We start from the raw sequence: 15235 nt of genomic DNA on the forward strand, positions 1-15235 counted from the left end.
GGGTATTTACGGGGTGCTGCCATGGTGCTGGTGGGTCTCCTTCGCCAGGACCGTAACCCTGGCATCAGGGACTCCACAAATCTCAGTACAGCTCATTTAGCACCTTCCTCCGCGCCGCACACGCCTAACCGCTACCGAGGCAGGCTAATGGACAGACGCCGTCGAGCAGCCCACCCCTGCGCCCGACGACCCCGCAACCGTGTACCACCCAAGGAGGGTCGGGCCCTACAGGCCCGACCCGAAGCCCACCCCGGGACAACCCAGAAAAGCCCCGACCAAGGGGTTACATTCCAGCCAGCAAGAGGCTTAATCTCAGCCACCCGGCAAATGGCCCTCCCCGCTCGGACCAACTGCCGCACAGGCGCAGCACGCTCTCCAGGTACCGCTGCGCCCACCCCGAGGCCCCGTCGCTCGCACCCCACTCGCGACGGGGCCTCCCTGGCTGTGTGCACGAGAACGGACAGCAGATCGGCGGCTGTTCGACTTTCGTACGTGTCGTGCGAGCGGATGCCGCACCATACGACTCAAAGCAGGGGCTCGGCTCGTTTCCGACTTCCTAGCCACTTCGTAGTCGATGAGCCGTGGGGCAAGCAGGGCCCACCCAGGGTGCACACGGGTGGAAAGATCGGCAAAGCGCTGGGGCGCCCGCCGCGGCGCAGGACCGGAGGGCCGCCACTCGCAGCCCGCACTCAGCCCCACATGATGAGGGCGTCTCCGGCGTGCCCAAAAATCCGCGGACACACGAAGGCCCCGAACCTCTCCGGACGGGGGCCTTCACCGTAGGTCAGGTGACCGTCACGTTGGAAGCCCGCATCTCCTTGGGCCCCGTGACGACTTGTTCGCGTGGCGGTTTCGCCGGCCGACCCGGCGGTGGTCACTCCGTCTCGCAGCTGACCCGTGTGTCACTGGGGTCGGTTTGACAGCGGTCGGTACCGTCCTGGCCATCTGCGGTGTCATTGCCGGGGATCCCGTCCACAGTGTTCAGATGGTCGCGGCCCACGCCGCCGTACACGGTGTCGTTCCCGGGCATCGCCGGTCAGGTACGTATCGTTGCCCGAACCGGCGTCGATGGTGTCGTCTCCCGCGCCTGCCTGGATGTGGTCCGCGCCGTCCAGTCCGACAAGGAAGTCGGGGCCTCCCGCGCTGACTATGACGTCGATGCTCTGGCCGCCGTAGAGATGGTTGGCTCCATTGTTGCCAGCCAGGGCGTTGGTGGAGGAAAGGCTGCCGAAGACCCTCTCCACGTCGCTTCGAACGTTGTCGCCCGGTCCGTCCACACTGAACCCGGAGCCGTCGTTGCGCCGGTCGTCGAGCGAGACGTTCACGTTCCTGGTGCGCTCGCTGTACACGGCGGAGTCGAACCCGGCGCCACCGACGAGGGAGTCGGCGTCCTCGTCCGCGCGGATTACATCGTTGCCGGCCTCACCGTTCAACAGGTCGTCACCCGTACCGCCGGACAGATCATCGGCGTCGTCCCCGCCGAACAACCGGTCGCTGCCGGTCCCGGAGTCCATGCTGTCGTCACCGCGACCACCGTGCAGCGTGTCCACCTGGCTGCCGCCGCGCAGCTCATCCTTGGCCGGACCGCCATGGAGGACATCGGAGCCTGTGAAGCCGTCGAGCCGGGTGGGCCCACCACCGGCGTACATCAGGTCGTTGCCGGCTTCCCCGCGCAGAATGGCGGGCACCAAGATGAGCGGGCTTACACGCACGTAGTCGGCCATGTCTCCCGCATTGACCACGATGCCCCTGACCCCGGCTGCCGAGCAGCGGACACCCGAGCCGAAGGGCGTGCAGCCCGTGCCGGCAGCGAGGGAGTCCAGCATGTCGCGGACGAGGTAGTAGCCACTCGACAGCGGAGTGACCTCGATGTAGTTGGCCTCACCTGACGCGGCCGTCACTGTCAGCCGCCCGTCGCTTACGCTGACGGTCGTGGCCGCGTGTGCGGGACTGGCCGTGAACACTTGGGCGGCGATTACGGCGCTGAGGACTGCTGCTGGCATCCATGGACGCCTCATCGAGCACCTCCGCTGTGACCTTCTCAGGGCAGCATCGGCCGATACCGCCATCCTGGGCTCAGGGGTACGATCCGGCGACTGGGGAGGACGAACCGGCCGGAGATCCGGGGTCCATGTCCCAGCTGTTGCACTGGGCTCTTGTCGCGCGGCTGGCCTGTGGGCACCCGCCGCTGGCGGGGCACTTCGATGCAGTACCGCTACCATCAGGGTCCCACTGCCGCAATTCTGGTGCATGTCGGCAGGGCGGTTCACCAGCAAGCAGGACTGCACCTGCAGTTGAATGCCGCAGCGACCGGCGCGAGCAGACGAGACGTCAGTCCCCGACTGCCACCCCGCCGGTATCGCGGACCTCGATGCCGCCGAGGTGCGAGATGAACGTGATCCGGCCGTTGTTCCCGAACGCCGCAGCCTCCGGAGCAATCGCGGCGTGAGCTAGTGCCGCATCAGGAACGTTCGCCTTGGTCTTGCCGGTCGAGTGCGGCCTGGCAGATAAGCCTCCCGCGCGAGGTGGTGGTCGAAAGTGTGTGGAGGTTGGGACGCGGGCTGTGCCGGGCTCGGGCTGGTCGGCCTCCGCCTGGGGCACACCGCTCGACGGTTCAAATATCTCAACGATGCAGCCCTCGCGCTGGCGGAGTCGCTGACAGCGCGCCGCCCAAATCACCTTTCGGACGGCGCGTCACAGCATGGCAAACGCTTCCTGATGCGGCACTGATCAGGCGGCTCAGGCGCCCTGCGACCGGGACCGGGCCGCCAACACGCCATTCGGTCGACTCGGATTCCCAAACCTCGGCGCTTACGTCCCTGGCGACAACTGCGGAAGCACAGAAGCGGCCGAGTGTGGATCAACTCGATCGGCTCGGCCTGCCCCTTCCCCCTTCCCCCGCCCCGGGCCCCGTCACGCCGGCGTCACACATCCGTCACGCCCGAGGAGCCATGCTGAATCTGATCCAGAGAACAAACGCCCATACGGCGCCGCTAGGGGGCCACAAACCCGAGAGGCTCGCATCGCCCCCGACACCCTGCATGGGAGGCAGAGAATGTATCGCCTTGCCCTACTGGGCACCCCAATTTTCGTCTGCTCCGTCACGCTCGGCCCGACCGTGGCTGCGCATGCATCGGCTGAAGCGAATCCGATGTCTGCGATCACCGCCACTGACATCAAGTGCTTTGTCAGCAAAGACCAAGCGAACTCCACGCCACAGGCGCCCCGGTTCATACTCCAGGGAAAGGGGTTCACCCCCAAGGCCACATATTCCCTCCGAGGACAGGCCGACCCCCGACCTGGTGAGCCGCAGGGCGGTTTCGGTGCCGGTGGGGCTGTAAAGGATGACGGAAGCCTCATCATAACTAATGTGCCGCATGGCACTTACTTCATAGAATCCAACAAGGACGGGGACGTCTCCTGCGGCCCGACACCAAAGGAAAGGGGAAAAGAAGCCAAGTACCTGAAGGGGTGGGAAAAGGGCTACAGTGACATCGTGCGCGACTGCGCGGCCAAGCCTCCGGAGGACCTGAGCCAGAAGAGTAAGGCCTGGCAGAAGGGCTACCACGAGGGAGCCGCAAAGGCGACTAGTGAGAACTGTGCATAGCGCCACGATTCATGATCGGCCGCCAGCTCTACATGATGGCCGATCTACGTTCTTACCGAGGTGCTGGCGAATCGCCTCACAAAACTGGTTGAGTTCGTGGTCAGCATCGCACACGGCTGCCATATTTCGCCGCCAAGTGCTCCGGTAGGGGTCGCGCCCGTTCGGTGACGCCTAAAGCGTGTTGCAGAAGGCTGTGATCAGCGAATTTCCCGTGCATGGGCGGGGTCCGGTGTATGGGCGGGGTGTTGAGGGCTGAGCCGGTGTGGGTGGAGACGTTCACGGGTCTGCGGATGCGGCAGCTCGCACCACTCTTCGGGGTGTCGTCGGCGACGGTGTGCCGGATCGTCCAGCGGCTCCGGTCGCTGCTGGGCATCGAGCCGGCCTCCCGGCCCGCTGACACGACCGAATCGGCTGATCAGCGCGAGGTGGTCACTGTGCGGGGCGACAGCGCCTACATCAACACCAGCCTCGTCGTCCCGCACCGCAAACGCCCCGGCCGGGCACTCCTGTCCGGCGAGGAGGAAGACAATGCCGAGCACCGCGGGACCGGGCCCGCATCGAGTACGCCTTCGCCCAGATGAAGCACTACAAGATCCTCCGAGACTCCCGGCGACGCGGAAACGGCCGTCTGCCCGGCCCGCTGTGCCATGGCGCGTGAATGCCCGCACTTCGCTGACCGACGGCGGGCACATCTGGCTCCTGACCCCAAAACCCGGACGGGACGGCCACGTCGAAATCAGCGACATCGGCGAATCCGCTCCCACCGCCGGCCTCAGCCAGACAGCGAGTATGAGCGCTGCCAAGGAATGGACCGGTACCCGCCTGGTGGTGCCCGCAAAGTGAGGACGCAGCCCGGACAGGCACGATCCGGTTCCGTTATGCCTGTGGCCGGCTACTCCCGGAGCTTGTGGGGCTCTTCGGCATCGAGCAGATCCCAGGGTAGGTTCACGGTGGGAGGAAGTGGGATGTCGCACCAGTTGGACGTTCAGGTGGGTACTGACGTGCGGGTTACCGGGGGCCCGTTTTCGGACTTCACGGGTCCTGTGCTGGCTGTCGACCATGCTCGGGGACGTGTGCAGTTGACAGTGGACATCCTCGGCGATGTAACACGCATCGACGTTCCACTGTCGGATGTTGTGCGAGCCGCCTGAGCTTGTTGCTTCACCGCGACTTCGAACAGGCGGACCCGATGATCACTCGTCCGGGTGCTTCCGGGACGGCGGTACGGCCTTCGCATGATCCTGAACTCGACCAACGGGAAGGGGACTTGGCGCGAAGGCCGTAGTGGTGAGTGTGGTGGAGCAGGACGTGCAGTGCGATCCGTTCGCGAAACTGTCACGCTTCCGGGGTGTCTTCCACGACTGCCTGACCGGGTGGGCGGCGCACATGACGCTCGTACTCATCACCTTCCCGTTGCTCGCCATCAGCAGCCGCTGCGCACTCGTCGCGCTCGCATCTCCCACATGGCAAGACCTACCGGGGCACACGGCGCGGGTCCCGTCACCGGGCGCCGACGACGATCCGCAGGAGCAGCAGGGAGTGGATGATCACCGCGGTCAGGAGGGTCGGGCTGGTGAATCTGCGCAGCAGTTCTACCGCCAGGGCGACGGAGGTCGCCAGGCCGGCCGCCATGATGAGGATCAACAGTACGTAGAGCACGCCGACGATGCCGCCACCGCCGTCGGACGTCTGGATCAGGACGCTCAGGAGCACGTACGTGACGAGCGCCTGCGGCAGGCCGAGCAGCCAGATGACCCAGGTCCGGCGTCGGTAGATGTCGGGCAGCGGGAGCCGGGGGCCCCGGGCCGACGTCGCAGTCCACGGCTGCGGTGTCCCGGCGGTGGGCGGCAAGGGCGGCTTCGGGGGCGCCGGGGGCGGGGCAACGGGCGGTACGGTGCCCGCGTCCGCACCGACCACGTCCGTCAGCAGTGCGGCGAAAGCGGTGTCCCGGGTGATCTCGTCCGCCAGGACCTCCGCGGCGATCGAGGCGGCCGCTTCGCCGGGCTCGTCCCGCAGCCGTTCCAGCGCGGCCGCGCCCAGCTTGCCGCGGCTGAGCCGGTCCTCGACGAGCACGCGGACCTTCGCCTGCCGCGCGGCCTCCTCCTGGGTGGTGGGCCCGCCCTCCGTCAGTAACCGGATCGCCGCACGCGCCAGTTCCCTACCGTGCACCCCAGCCTCCCCAGCCGATCATCGCGGAAGCCGAGCGTGTCCGGATCAACTCGCGGAACCCATACGTCCATTGGAAGCCGTTGGACGGAACCGTCCGGCCCGGCTCCTCCCAGTCGCCCGTCGCCGGGCGTGGCGACTCCCCAGGCACTGCTTGATCCTTCCGCAGCTGACTACGCCTGTAGTTACAAGACCTCCATCATGGGGGCATCTCCGGCGTGGAGTCATTGCCGACCGTCAGCCGCCGGCGCGATCAATAGTGGCTCCCCCGCGCGGGGGAGCGTGATCGTTCGTGCGGACGACGCCCCGTCGTCGAGGTTCGGCAACGGTGGAGCCGTGACGATCAAGCATTCTTCGGACGATGCAGTACGTCCGGCCCCGAGCCGGGCGCCCCGCTTCCGTCCGGGCCAGTGGCCCGGGTTCGCCGTTGCGGCATGGGGGGTCCTGTTCGCGGTACCCAGCTTCGTCTGGGCGTTGGGTGGCACCTTCGGTGCACAGTCGACGGTAGCTCCGTCGCTGGTGCAGCTTGCTGATGACCGGGTGACGTGGTTCCTGGCCGTCTTGTGGGTGACCGGTTTCCTGAAGCTCTTCGGGGCGTTGGTCGGTATCGGCCTGACGCGCCGTCGCGGCAAGTGGACGGGCCGGCTCATGGTGTTCTGTGGCGGTGGCGCGACGGTGCTGCTCGTCTGGCACGGATGCCTGTTCGTTGTCCACGGAGTGCTGGTTGAGGCTGGGGCGCGCGCTGTCGCGCCTGATCTGGTCGGGTTGACCCGCTGGTACCTCTATCTGTGGGGGCCGTGGTTCATCGCCGGTGGCCTGGCCTTCGCCGTGGCCGCCACGCACTATGTCCGTCGGCACGATGGCCGACGTGAGGTGAGGCTTTACGGCTCTGTGGGGGCGCTGGGCGCGTTGCTCCTGTCTCTGGCCTCGGTAGTCACCGGGATTGGTTGACGACTGTCACGCCGGCTCGGCATCGCCCGGATGCAGCTGATCGGAGTCATGTACGGGGACAGCCCTCAGGGGCTTACGTACGCCTTGTTCGGCATGCTGCCCAGTGCAAGGCTGGGCACGTCAGGATCCCGTTCACGGCAGCTGGTGGTTCCCAGCAACGACTCAGCGGTGCGCGACGAGGCGTTGCAGGCTGTGGCCGGCCATAGGTGCCGCGCTCCATATCGGCCCGGCGCATCGCTCCTCCGGCGAAGGTACGTCCGCGGGAAGGAGACGGCTGTGCACACCAAGCGACCATTGATACTGCTCGCCCCCGGCCTCGTGGCCTCCCTCGCGCTGTCGCCCGTCGTCACCACGCAGGCCCTGGCCTCACCCGCCCCGGTACGGGCGGCCGCGGCAGCCCCCAGCGTCGACCCGGACCCGAAGCCCGACATCAAGAAGCACCCCGCCTACAAGACCGCCTACACCCAGGGCCAGGTGCAGGGCGAGAAGGGCGCCCGGAGCGACCTCAGGAAGGGCGGGTGGCGCGTCATGCCGCCCGAGGCGAAGGGTTCCGACCCCAAAGTCCACGGGTGGCGCGACGGCTACGTCGACAAATACAGGTACTGGCAAAACTTCGTCAGGAAGGGGCAGGCGGACGAGATGATCGCCGAGGTGGTCCCGCCCCTGACCGACCGTCCGAGCATGACGACCGAGGAGTCCGCCGACGAGTACAAGCCCTATGACCCCGCGCGGGACGCCCGCCCCACCCCGGAGCAGGACACCAACACCACCCCGAAGCAGGACACCAAGCCGCACGACCCGGGCGTGACGAAGCACAACCCGAACACCACCGACACCGCCCCTAAGGACGACTCGGCCACCACCGACACCGCCCCGCAGGACGACTCGGGCACCAACGAGCACAAGCCGCAGAACACCGACAACCGGCAGGAGTCGAACGACGGAAACTAGTTCCGACCTCTTCCCACCTCCCGCCCATCCGATAACGCGGACCTCGATGCCGCCGAGGTGCGCGATGACGTGATCCAGCCGTCGTTCCCGAACGCCGCAGACCGCGCAAGTGATGCCCCAGGCCGGCTTCGGCACGCCGAGCCACTCCGTCGGCCACCCGAACGCATACTCCGACATGCCCCCGACCGCGTAACCACTTAACGTAGCAAGTGGCTACACAGCGTAGCCAAGGGGTAATTGTGTAGGAGGCAAGACCATGTCCGCTGTCTTCAGCGAGGGCGACCAGCCGAACGTGCGCGCCGACCTCAAGGGGATGCAGTTCCCGGCGACGAAGGAGCAGATCGTCGAACGCCTCGCCAAGAAGGGGCCGGAGCGCGCAGCGACTGCCAGGCAGCTCCCCGACCGCCAGTACGAGAACATCGAGGCAGTGCAGGCCGAGCTGAAGAAGAACGGCTCCAGCTGAGTCACCACGGCAGGGCGACTCCAGCGCCCCGCCGTCACAGTTGAGCCTCCGCCCGCCCACTCTCCGGGCGGGGGCTCACGCCGTCCGCACTGCATTCGGGTGACACGGGGTATGACGCCACCAGGCCGCTGGTATGGCTCGAACGCAACCCGGGACCAGTCCGGATACCACGACGACCGGAGAACAGGCATGACCGCGTACAACATTGGCGACAGGGTGCTCTTCAACGACGACCGGAACTCGGCCGCCGCTGTCGTCACGCTGGACGTCGGCGGGCGACGGCAGTCCGAGGGAGTCATCCAGGGCTGCCACACCGACGATGACGGGACGGTCCGCTACACGATCGACGCGAGCACCGACGCGGGCCGGGACCGATGCGTCATTGCGGAGTCGGACATCATCGGCACAGCCTGAAACGGCTCACGCACGCGGACGAGCCCCGACCGACACAGCCAGGGGCTCACGCATGCGGAACCACTCCTCGGCCTTTGTCTTTCGGCCGCGCTCTCCGGCCTCGATCTGCTGCACTCGAGCCGGCGAGATACCACCGTGCCCCGTGATGGGGGCGTCTCCTACGCGCCCGGAAAGGCTCAGACCTCAGGCCCCGCCCGTGCGGGGCCTTTCGCATGCCCGGAGGCGACCCGTGGGGGCGAACCAGCGCAGCAACTCGCCCACCGACGAGGACCACCGACCGACCCGTCCGCGAACCGCCGCGCGCAGGGCCTCGGCCGCAACGCCGTCACCCGAGAGCCGAAGTGGTCCCGGGCACCAGCACGGAATCGGCGCTCTCGACCTCGTCCACCGCATCGGCGGCACCCGTCTCGATGTCAGCCCTGTGCTACGTACGAGACCGCCCCCGCGCCGTTCGGTCGGCGCGGAGGGGCAAGGCTGTGTGTCGTCCGCCAGGGCATGGGGGCAGAGGTCGGGCCCTGGTCTGTTTTCCGCCGTTTGTGCGGCGGCGCGTGGCCACGGTGAACTCGGCGGGCTCCGGTGTCCGTAGATGTCAGTGACACCACCCGCTCCGCTTCGGGCAACCCGGAGTTCACCCAGGGTTCGCCGCAGCGACAGGTGGCCGTGCGCGTACCTCACCCTGGAGGTGACCCCCATGCTGTTCCTGCTCACCGATCGCGGCCCCGGCGGCCTGGACGAGGATCACCCGGACACACCCCTGCACTCGTTGATGGACAGGCTCCGACAGCGGCGGGCTCCTCTTCGCGCCCGGTGGCGTGTGGTGGTCGACGCCGCGGGTGGGCGCCGGCTCGAGAGCCGCTGGGCCCGGGAAAACTGAGCGCCCACCCGGAGGCCCCGCACTCGTCCTCCGGCGCCCCGGACGGACCCGGAAAGGTCCAGAAAGGTCCAGAAAGGTCCAGAAAGGCCCCGACGGGCGAGGAACGCGGAACGGCCCCCGCCCCCGGGATTTCCCGGGGGCGGGGGCCGTCAGGCCGTGTCAGGCGCTCGGTGTCAGGTCGCGTCAGACGAGCGGCCGGATCGCGGTGGGCGCGTGGCCCGGCTCGGTGGCCAGCTCCTCGAACTCGGTGACGTCGCTCATGTCGACCGTCTTGCTCATCGCGATGTTGGTGATGCGCTCCAGGATGGCCTCGACCACGACCGGGACCTGGTGCTCGACGGCCAGCTTCTTGGCCTCCTCGAAGGCCTCACCCAGCTTCTCCGGGTCGGTGACGCGGATGGCCTTGACGCCCAGGCCCTCGGCGACCTTGACGTGGTCGACGCCGTAGACGCCGATCTCCGGGGTGTTGATGTTCTCGAACTCGAGGTTGACCTCGAAGTTGATGCCCAGGTTGCCCTGCGCCTGGCGGATCAGACCCAGGTAGGCGTTGTTCACGAGGACGTGGACGTAGGGGACCTTGTGCTGGGCGGCGACCGCCAGCTCCTCAATCATGAACTGGAAGTCGTAGTCGCCGGACAGCGCGACGATCGGGGTCTCCGGGTCGGCGGTGGCGGCACCGATGGCGGCCGGGATGGTCCAGCCGAGCGGGCCGGCCTGGCCACAGTTGATCCAGTGGCGCGGCTTGTAGACGTGCAGGAACTGCGCGGCCGCGATCTGGGAGAGACCGATGGTGGTGACGTAGCGGGTCTCCGGGCCGAACGCCTTGTTCATCTCCTCGTAGACGCGCTGCGGCTTCATGGGGATGTTCTCGAAGTGCGTACGGCGCTGCAGGGTGGCCTTGCGCTCCTGCGCCGAGGCGGCCCAGGCGGAGAAGTCCGGGAGCTTGCCCGCGGCCTTCCACTCCTTGGCGATCTCGATGAAGAGCTCCAGCGCGACCTTGGCGTCGGAGGCGATGCCGTAGTCCGGGGCGAAGATCTTGCCGATCTGGGTGGGCTCGATGTCGACGTGGACGAACTTCCGGCCCTTGGTGTAGGCGTCCATGTTGTAACCGGTGTGGCGGTTGGCCCAGCGGTTACCGATGCCGATGACGGTGTCCGACTCGAGGAAGGTCGCGTTGCCGTAGCGGTGGGCGGTCTGCACACCGACCATGCCGGCGGCCAGCTCGTGGTCGTCCGGGATGGTGCCCCAGCCCATCAGGGTGGAGATAACCGGCACGTTGATCAGCTCGGCGAACTCGACCAGCAGGTCGGAGGCGTCCGCGTTGATGATGCCGCCACCGGCGACGATCAGCGGGCGCTCGGCCTCGAGCAGGAAGCTCAGGGCCTTCTCGGCCTGGGCGCGGGTCGCGGACGGCTTGTAGACCGGCAGCGGCTCGTACGTCTCCGGGTCGAACTCGATCTCGGTCAGCTGGACGTCGATCGGCAGGTCGATGAGGACCGGGCCGGGACGGCCGGAGCGCATCAGGTGGAAGGCCTGCTGGAAGACACCGGGGACCTGCGCGGCCTCGAGGATCGTGGTCGCGGCCTTGGTGACCGGCTTGGCGATCGCGGCGATGTCGACGGCCTGGAAGTCTTCCTTGTGGAGCTTCGAGACCGGGGCCTGGCCGGTGATGCAGAGGATCGGGATCGAGTCCGCGATCGCGGAGTACAGGCCGGTGATCATGTCGGTGCCGGCGGGGCCGGAGGTACCGATGCAGACACCGATGTTGCCCGCCTTGGCACGGGTGTAACCCTCGGCCATGTGCGAGGCGCCCTCGACGTGACGGGCCAGCGTGTGGGCGATGCCGCCGACATTCTTGAGCTCGCGGTAGAAGGGGTTGATCGCGGCGCCGGGCACGCCGAACGCTTGGTCAACACCCTCGCGCTTGAGGATCTCCACGGCCGCGGCGGCGGCGGTCATACGAGGCATCGGCACTCCTGCGGTCAGGCCTGTTTCCGTAATACGGAAGTATTGTTCTGCTATACGGAAGCAATCTAAAGCGCCACGTCAGCAACGTCAAGGGAGAGCCACCCGCGGGACCCGCAGGGATGGCCGAAGTCCCTCCCCAAGGGCTCGCCATTGGTGGACGATGGACCCGAGGCGTGACCGACAGCGCCGGAGGGGGACAGCCGTGGGAGATCAGGTACCGGTGCGCTGCCCGGTATGCCGTCGTACGCACACGTTCGCGGCGCCCGTCTATCCCTGTGCGTGCGGGGCGCCGCTCGCCCCTCCCCTGCTGCGGGGCGCGCCCGCCGAGCCGATCCACCACCGCACCTGGACCGACGACTGGGTCACCGTCCGCTGCCTGGCGTGCGGACGCCAGGACCAGTGGCCTCAGCCGGAGCTCGGCTGCCCTTGCGGCACGGTCCTGCGCGTCCCGGTCCGGCCGGTGACGGCGTTCCCGGCGTCCTCGGCGTCGGCCGCCTCGTCGTCCTCCCGTACCGCCTCCGCCGCGTCCGCCTCCGGCAGCCCCCTCGCGCCGCCCGGCACCCCCTCGGGGCCGTCCGCGGCCGGCAGCGCCCCGGACCCGGGCCCGGCTGGGCGCCCCGCGCACATACCGCTTCCGCGCACGGCCCCCGTGCCGCGCCCCACCTTCCACCCGGTCACGATCCGCACCGCGCGCGACGCGGTGACCGCCGCCGCGCTGTATCTGCGCTGGCTCGGCTTCCAGGAAGTCGTCCAGCCCGAGGAGCGCTCCGCCTCCGGGATCGACCTGCGCGGCCCCGGTCTGGTCGCCCAGGTCGACCCCACCACCCGCCCGGCCACCCTGCGGGCCGTCGAGTGCCTGTGGCTGAACGGGCTGAGCGCGTCGTCGGTGAGCGTGTTCTTCTCGCTCGCGGGGTACGCGGCCGACGCGCGTGCCCGTGCCGACGACCTCGGAGTGCCCCTGTTCGTCATGGACCTCACCGGCACCCCGCAGCCGGTGAACGGCCCGGCGGACGACTTGCTGTCGTCCGGGGTCTGACCGTCGAGCGACGGCGCGCACGCCCTGCGCGATACTCGCGGCATGCGCATCAGACCGGCCGTCCGCGCCGAACTCCCCCTGCTCCAGGACATCGAGAGGGCCGCGGGGGAACCCTTCCGCGCCCTCGGCATGGCCGCGATAGCCGATGACGAGCCCCCGGCGCTCGACCTCCTGGAGCAGTACCGGCGGGCCGGTCACGCCTGGGTGAGCGTGGACCGGACGGACCGTCCCGTCGCCTATCTGCTCACCGACCCGGTCGACGGCGCCGCCCATATCGAGCAGATCTCGGTCCACCCGTCCGCCGCCCGCCGGGGCCGCGGGCGCGGCCTGATCGACCACCTGGCGGCGGTGGCCGCCGCCGAGGGGCTGCGCGCCCTCACGCTGACGACGCTCGCCGAGGTTCCGTGGAACGCCCCGTACTACGCGCGCCTCGGCTTCCGCGTGCTCGGCGAGGCCGACCTCACCGACGGGCTCCGGGAGATCTGCCTCGCCGAGGCGGGACACGGCCTGGACCGCTGGGCGCGCGTGTGCATGCGCCGCGATCTGGACCGGCCGTAACGAGAACGAGGCCGACTCAGCCGCAGTCGGGCCGGCCCTACTCGGCCAGGTCAGCCGCAGTCGGCCCGGCCCAGCCCCACTCGGCCCGAGCCAGCCGCAACCCCGCCCGGCCCGCCCCGCCCGGGTCAGCCCCCACTCGGCCCGGTCAGCCGTAACGCTCGCGCAGCTCTACCTTGCGCACCTTGCCGCTCACCGTCATCGGAAAGCCGTCCAAGACCTCCAGCCGCCGGGGGATCTTGTAGTGGGCGAGCTGCTCACGGCAGTACGCGGCGAGGTCGTCCAGGCTCGGCGGATCGGCCGGGTCCCGGGGGATGACGCAGGCCAGGATCTCCTCGCCGTACCTCTCGTCGGGTACGCCGACGACCTGCACGTCGGCGACCTTCGGATGGCCGTACAGGAACTCCTCGATCTCTCGTGGGTACACGTTCTCACCACCCCTGATGATCATGTCCTTGATCCGGCCGACGATCTGGACGTATCCGTCCTCCCCCATCACCGCGAGGTCGCCGGTGTGCATCCAGCGGCCCGGATCGACCGCCTCGGCGGTCTTCTCCGGCTCGTTCCAGTAGCCGAGCATCACGCTGTAGCCGCGGGTGCACAGCTCGCCGGCCTCGCCGCGCGGGAGGGTCACCCCGGTGGCCGGGTCGGTGACCTTGACCTCGATGTGCGGGAGCACGCGTCCGACGGTGCCGGTGCGGCGCTCCAGGTCGTCGTCGCGCCGGGTCTGGGTGGAGACCGGGGAGGTCTCCGTCATTCCGTAGCAGATCGACACCTCGGCCATGTTCATCTCGGCGACGACCCGCTTCATCACCTCGACCGGGCAGGGCGAGCCCGCCATGATGCCGGTGCGCAGCGAACTCAGGTCGTACGCCGCGAAGTCGGGGTGGTTCAGCTCCGCGATGAACATCGTCGGCACGCCGTAGAGCGACGTGCAGCGCTCCTGCTGCACGGCCCGCAGGGTGGCCGCCGGCTCGAACGACGGGGCCGGGATCACGATGCAGGCGCCGTGCGAGGTGGCGCCGAGGTTCCCCATGACCATGCCGAAGCAGTGGTAGAACGGGACGGGCAGACAGACCCGGTCCTGCTCGCTGTACCCGATCATCTCCCCCACGGAATATCCGTTGTTGAGGATGTTGTGGTGGGAGAGCGTCGCGCCTTTGGGGAAGCCCGTGGTGCCGGAGGTGTACTGGATGTTGACCGGGTCGTCGCAGGACAACCGCGCCTCGCGGGCGGCCAGTTCGTCCGGTCCGGCGCCCGAGGCGGAAGCGACGAGGTCGGTCCAGCTCGGGTCGCCGATGTAGTGCACCGACCGCAGGGCGGGGCAGTTGTCCCGGACCTGGTCGACGAGGGACCGGTAGTCGCTCGACTTGTGGGCGAGGGAGGCGACGAGGAGCGTGATCCCGGCCTGGTTGACGACGTATTCGAGCTCGTGGGCGCGGTAGGCCGGGTTGATGTTCACCATGATCGCGCCGATGCGGGCGGTGGCGTACTGCACGAGCACCCACTCCGGGCAGTTGACCGCCCAGATGCCGACCCGGTCGCCCTTTGCCACGCCGCGCGCGAGCAGCGCCCGCGCCAGCTCGTCGACGTCCGCTCCGAACCGCGCGTACGTCCAGCGACGGCCGGACGGTACGTCGACGAGCACCTCGCGGTCCGGGTGCGCGGCGACGGCCCGGTCGAGGTTGCGCCCGATGGTGTCGCCGAGCAGCGGGGCCGTGCCCGTGCCGTGCGCGTAGGACAGGGTCATCACAGGTCCCCCTCGTCGTATTCGGCGGTCGAGCCCTGTGCGGTGCGTTCGCGCAGGTCCACGCGTCGGATCTTGCCGGAGATCGTCTTCGGCAGCTCTTCGGCGAACTCGATGCGCCGGACCCGCTTGTACGGTGCCAGGACCGCGCGCGCGTGCGCGAAGAGCTGCTTGGCGGTGTCGGGCCCGGGGGTCCAGCCCTTGGCGAGGACGACGTACGCCTTCGGCACCGCGAGGCGCAGCGGGTCGGGGGCGGGGACGACGGCGGCCTCGGCGACCGCCTCGTGCTCCAGCAGGGCGCTCTCCAGCTCGAACGGGGAGATCTTGTAGTCGGATGCCTTGAAGACGTCATCCGCGCGGCCGACGTAGGTGATGTATCCGTCGGTGTCGAGGGCGCCCACGTCGCCGGTGCGGTAGTAGCCGTCGGCCATCGCCTCGCCGGTACGGTCCGCGTCGCCGTGGTAGCCGGTCATCAGCCCGACCGGCCGGGTGTCCAGGTCGAG

At 68.6% G+C, this 15235-nt stretch carries 14 protein-coding genes and 2 pseudogenes; 11 read left to right on the forward strand and 5 right to left on the reverse strand.

All coding sequences use genetic code 11. From position 1 onward, the window contains the following. Positions 1-953: 953 nt before the first annotated feature. Positions 954-2003, reverse strand: a complete 1050-nt coding sequence (locus tag ABT342_RS36790) for a calcium-binding protein (protein WP_351583526.1) — start codon at positions 2001-2003, stop codon at positions 954-956. Between the two features lie 1148 nt (positions 2004-3151). Between ABT342_RS36790 and ABT342_RS36795 the strand changes: the two genes are divergently transcribed. The 4 genes and pseudogenes from ABT342_RS36795 to ABT342_RS36810 all read left to right on the forward strand — a co-directional run bounded on the left by ABT342_RS36795 (position 3152) and on the right by ABT342_RS36810 (position 4758). Next, on the forward strand, positions 3152-3607 hold the full coding sequence (locus ABT342_RS36795; RefSeq protein WP_351583529.1) for a hypothetical protein: 456 nt from the start codon (positions 3152-3154) through the stop codon (positions 3605-3607). A 233-nt stretch (positions 3608-3840) separates the two neighbouring features. Continuing rightward, positions 3841-4265: pseudogene (locus ABT342_RS36800) on the forward strand (helix-turn-helix domain-containing protein). After that, a pseudogene (locus ABT342_RS36805) lies at positions 4262-4450 on the forward strand (DUF3052 family protein); the annotation flags it as partial. The pseudogenes ABT342_RS36800 and ABT342_RS36805, both read left to right, overlap by 4 nt. A gap of 122 nt (positions 4451-4572) precedes the next feature. Next, positions 4573-4758 (forward strand): KOW motif-containing protein, encoded by a 186-nt coding sequence (locus tag ABT342_RS36810; RefSeq protein WP_351583532.1) that lies wholly within the window; start codon positions 4573-4575, stop codon positions 4756-4758. 349 nt (positions 4759-5107) lie between these two features. On the opposite strand, the gene ABT342_RS36815 is transcribed toward ABT342_RS36810, so the two are convergent. Further along, positions 5108-5776 carry a hypothetical protein gene (locus tag ABT342_RS36815; RefSeq protein WP_351583535.1) on the reverse strand — a complete coding sequence of 223 codons (669 nt, stop codon included), beginning with the start codon at positions 5774-5776 and terminating at the stop codon, positions 5108-5110. 333 nt (positions 5777-6109) lie between these two features. Between ABT342_RS36815 and ABT342_RS36820 the strand changes: the two genes are divergently transcribed. From ABT342_RS36820 to ABT342_RS36840, 5 genes are all read left to right on the forward strand, one after another. Beyond that, on the forward strand, positions 6110-6724 hold the full coding sequence (locus ABT342_RS36820; protein ID WP_351583538.1) for a DUF3995 domain-containing protein: 615 nt from the start codon (positions 6110-6112) through the stop codon (positions 6722-6724). Between the two features lie 276 nt (positions 6725-7000). Further along, positions 7001-7675, forward strand: coding sequence for a hypothetical protein (locus ABT342_RS36825; RefSeq protein WP_351583541.1), 675 nt, complete (start codon positions 7001-7003; stop codon positions 7673-7675). A 256-nt stretch (positions 7676-7931) separates the two neighbouring features. Then, entirely contained in the window at positions 7932-8138 is a 207-nt protein-coding gene (locus ABT342_RS36830) for a DUF2795 domain-containing protein (protein WP_351583544.1), read from the forward strand. Between the two features lie 189 nt (positions 8139-8327). Further along, entirely contained in the window at positions 8328-8552 is a 225-nt protein-coding gene (locus ABT342_RS36835) for a hypothetical protein (RefSeq protein ID WP_351583547.1), read from the forward strand. Positions 8553-9243: 691 nt separating this feature from the next. After that, the gene (locus tag ABT342_RS36840) at positions 9244-9426 is read left to right on the forward strand and encodes a hypothetical protein (RefSeq protein WP_351583550.1); all 183 of its coding nucleotides are present in this window, start codon (positions 9244-9246) and stop codon (positions 9424-9426) included. 183 nt (positions 9427-9609) lie between these two features. Here the strand turns inward: ABT342_RS36840 and gcl are convergent, their stop codons facing one another. Next, the gene (gene gcl / locus ABT342_RS36845) at positions 9610-11394 is read right to left on the reverse strand and encodes a glyoxylate carboligase (protein ID WP_351583554.1); all 1785 of its coding nucleotides are present in this window, start codon (positions 11392-11394) and stop codon (positions 9610-9612) included. A 160-nt stretch (positions 11395-11554) separates the two neighbouring features. Here gcl and ABT342_RS36850 point away from each other — a divergent pair, with 160 nt between their 5' ends. Then, positions 11555-12430, forward strand: coding sequence for a hypothetical protein (locus ABT342_RS36850; protein WP_351583557.1), 876 nt, complete (start codon positions 11555-11557; stop codon positions 12428-12430). A 42-nt stretch (positions 12431-12472) separates the two neighbouring features. After that, on the forward strand, positions 12473-12988 hold the full coding sequence (locus ABT342_RS36855; protein WP_351583560.1) for a GNAT family N-acetyltransferase: 516 nt from the start codon (positions 12473-12475) through the stop codon (positions 12986-12988). Positions 12989-13133: 145 nt separating this feature from the next. On the opposite strand, the gene ABT342_RS36860 is transcribed toward ABT342_RS36855, so the two are convergent. Both ABT342_RS36860 and ABT342_RS36865 read right to left on the reverse strand, forming a co-directional pair. After that, positions 13134-14738, reverse strand: coding sequence for an AMP-binding protein (locus tag ABT342_RS36860; protein WP_502965679.1), 1605 nt, complete (start codon positions 14736-14738; stop codon positions 13134-13136). Next, on the reverse strand, positions 14735-15235 hold a 501-nt coding region (locus ABT342_RS36865; protein ID WP_502965680.1), incomplete at its 5' end, for an AMP-binding enzyme. The genes ABT342_RS36865 and ABT342_RS36860, both read right to left, overlap by 4 nt.

Origin of the sequence: Streptomyces sp. NPDC000410 (genome assembly GCF_040300305.1) — a bacterium.
Classification (GTDB): Bacteria; Actinomycetota; Actinomycetes; order Streptomycetales; family Streptomycetaceae; genus Streptomyces.

What these genes read in the sequence shown, in the direction of transcription:
- gcl (WP_351583554.1), bottom strand. Translation starts at nt 11,394, where the DNA reads ATGCCTCGTATGACCGCCGCCGCCGCGGCCGTGGAGATCCTCAAGCGC.
- ABT342_RS36850 (WP_351583557.1), top strand. Translation starts at nt 11,555, where the DNA reads ATGGACCCGAGGCGTGACCGACAGCGCCGGAGGGGGACAGCCGTGGGA.
- ABT342_RS36795 (WP_351583529.1), top strand. Translation starts at nt 3,152, where the DNA reads ATGTCTGCGATCACCGCCACTGACATCAAGTGCTTTGTCAGCAAAGAC.
- ABT342_RS36835 (WP_351583547.1), top strand. Translation starts at nt 8,328, where the DNA reads ATGACCGCGTACAACATTGGCGACAGGGTGCTCTTCAACGACGACCGG.
- ABT342_RS36830 (WP_351583544.1), top strand. Translation starts at nt 7,932, where the DNA reads ATGTCCGCTGTCTTCAGCGAGGGCGACCAGCCGAACGTGCGCGCCGAC.
- ABT342_RS36840 (WP_351583550.1), top strand. Translation starts at nt 9,244, where the DNA reads ATGCTGTTCCTGCTCACCGATCGCGGCCCCGGCGGCCTGGACGAGGAT.
- ABT342_RS36810 (WP_351583532.1), top strand. Translation starts at nt 4,573, where the DNA reads ATGTCGCACCAGTTGGACGTTCAGGTGGGTACTGACGTGCGGGTTACC.
- ABT342_RS36790 (WP_351583526.1), bottom strand. Translation starts at nt 2,003, where the DNA reads ATGCCAGCAGCAGTCCTCAGCGCCGTAATCGCCGCCCAAGTGTTCACG.
- ABT342_RS36855 (WP_351583560.1), top strand. Translation starts at nt 12,473, where the DNA reads ATGCGCATCAGACCGGCCGTCCGCGCCGAACTCCCCCTGCTCCAGGAC.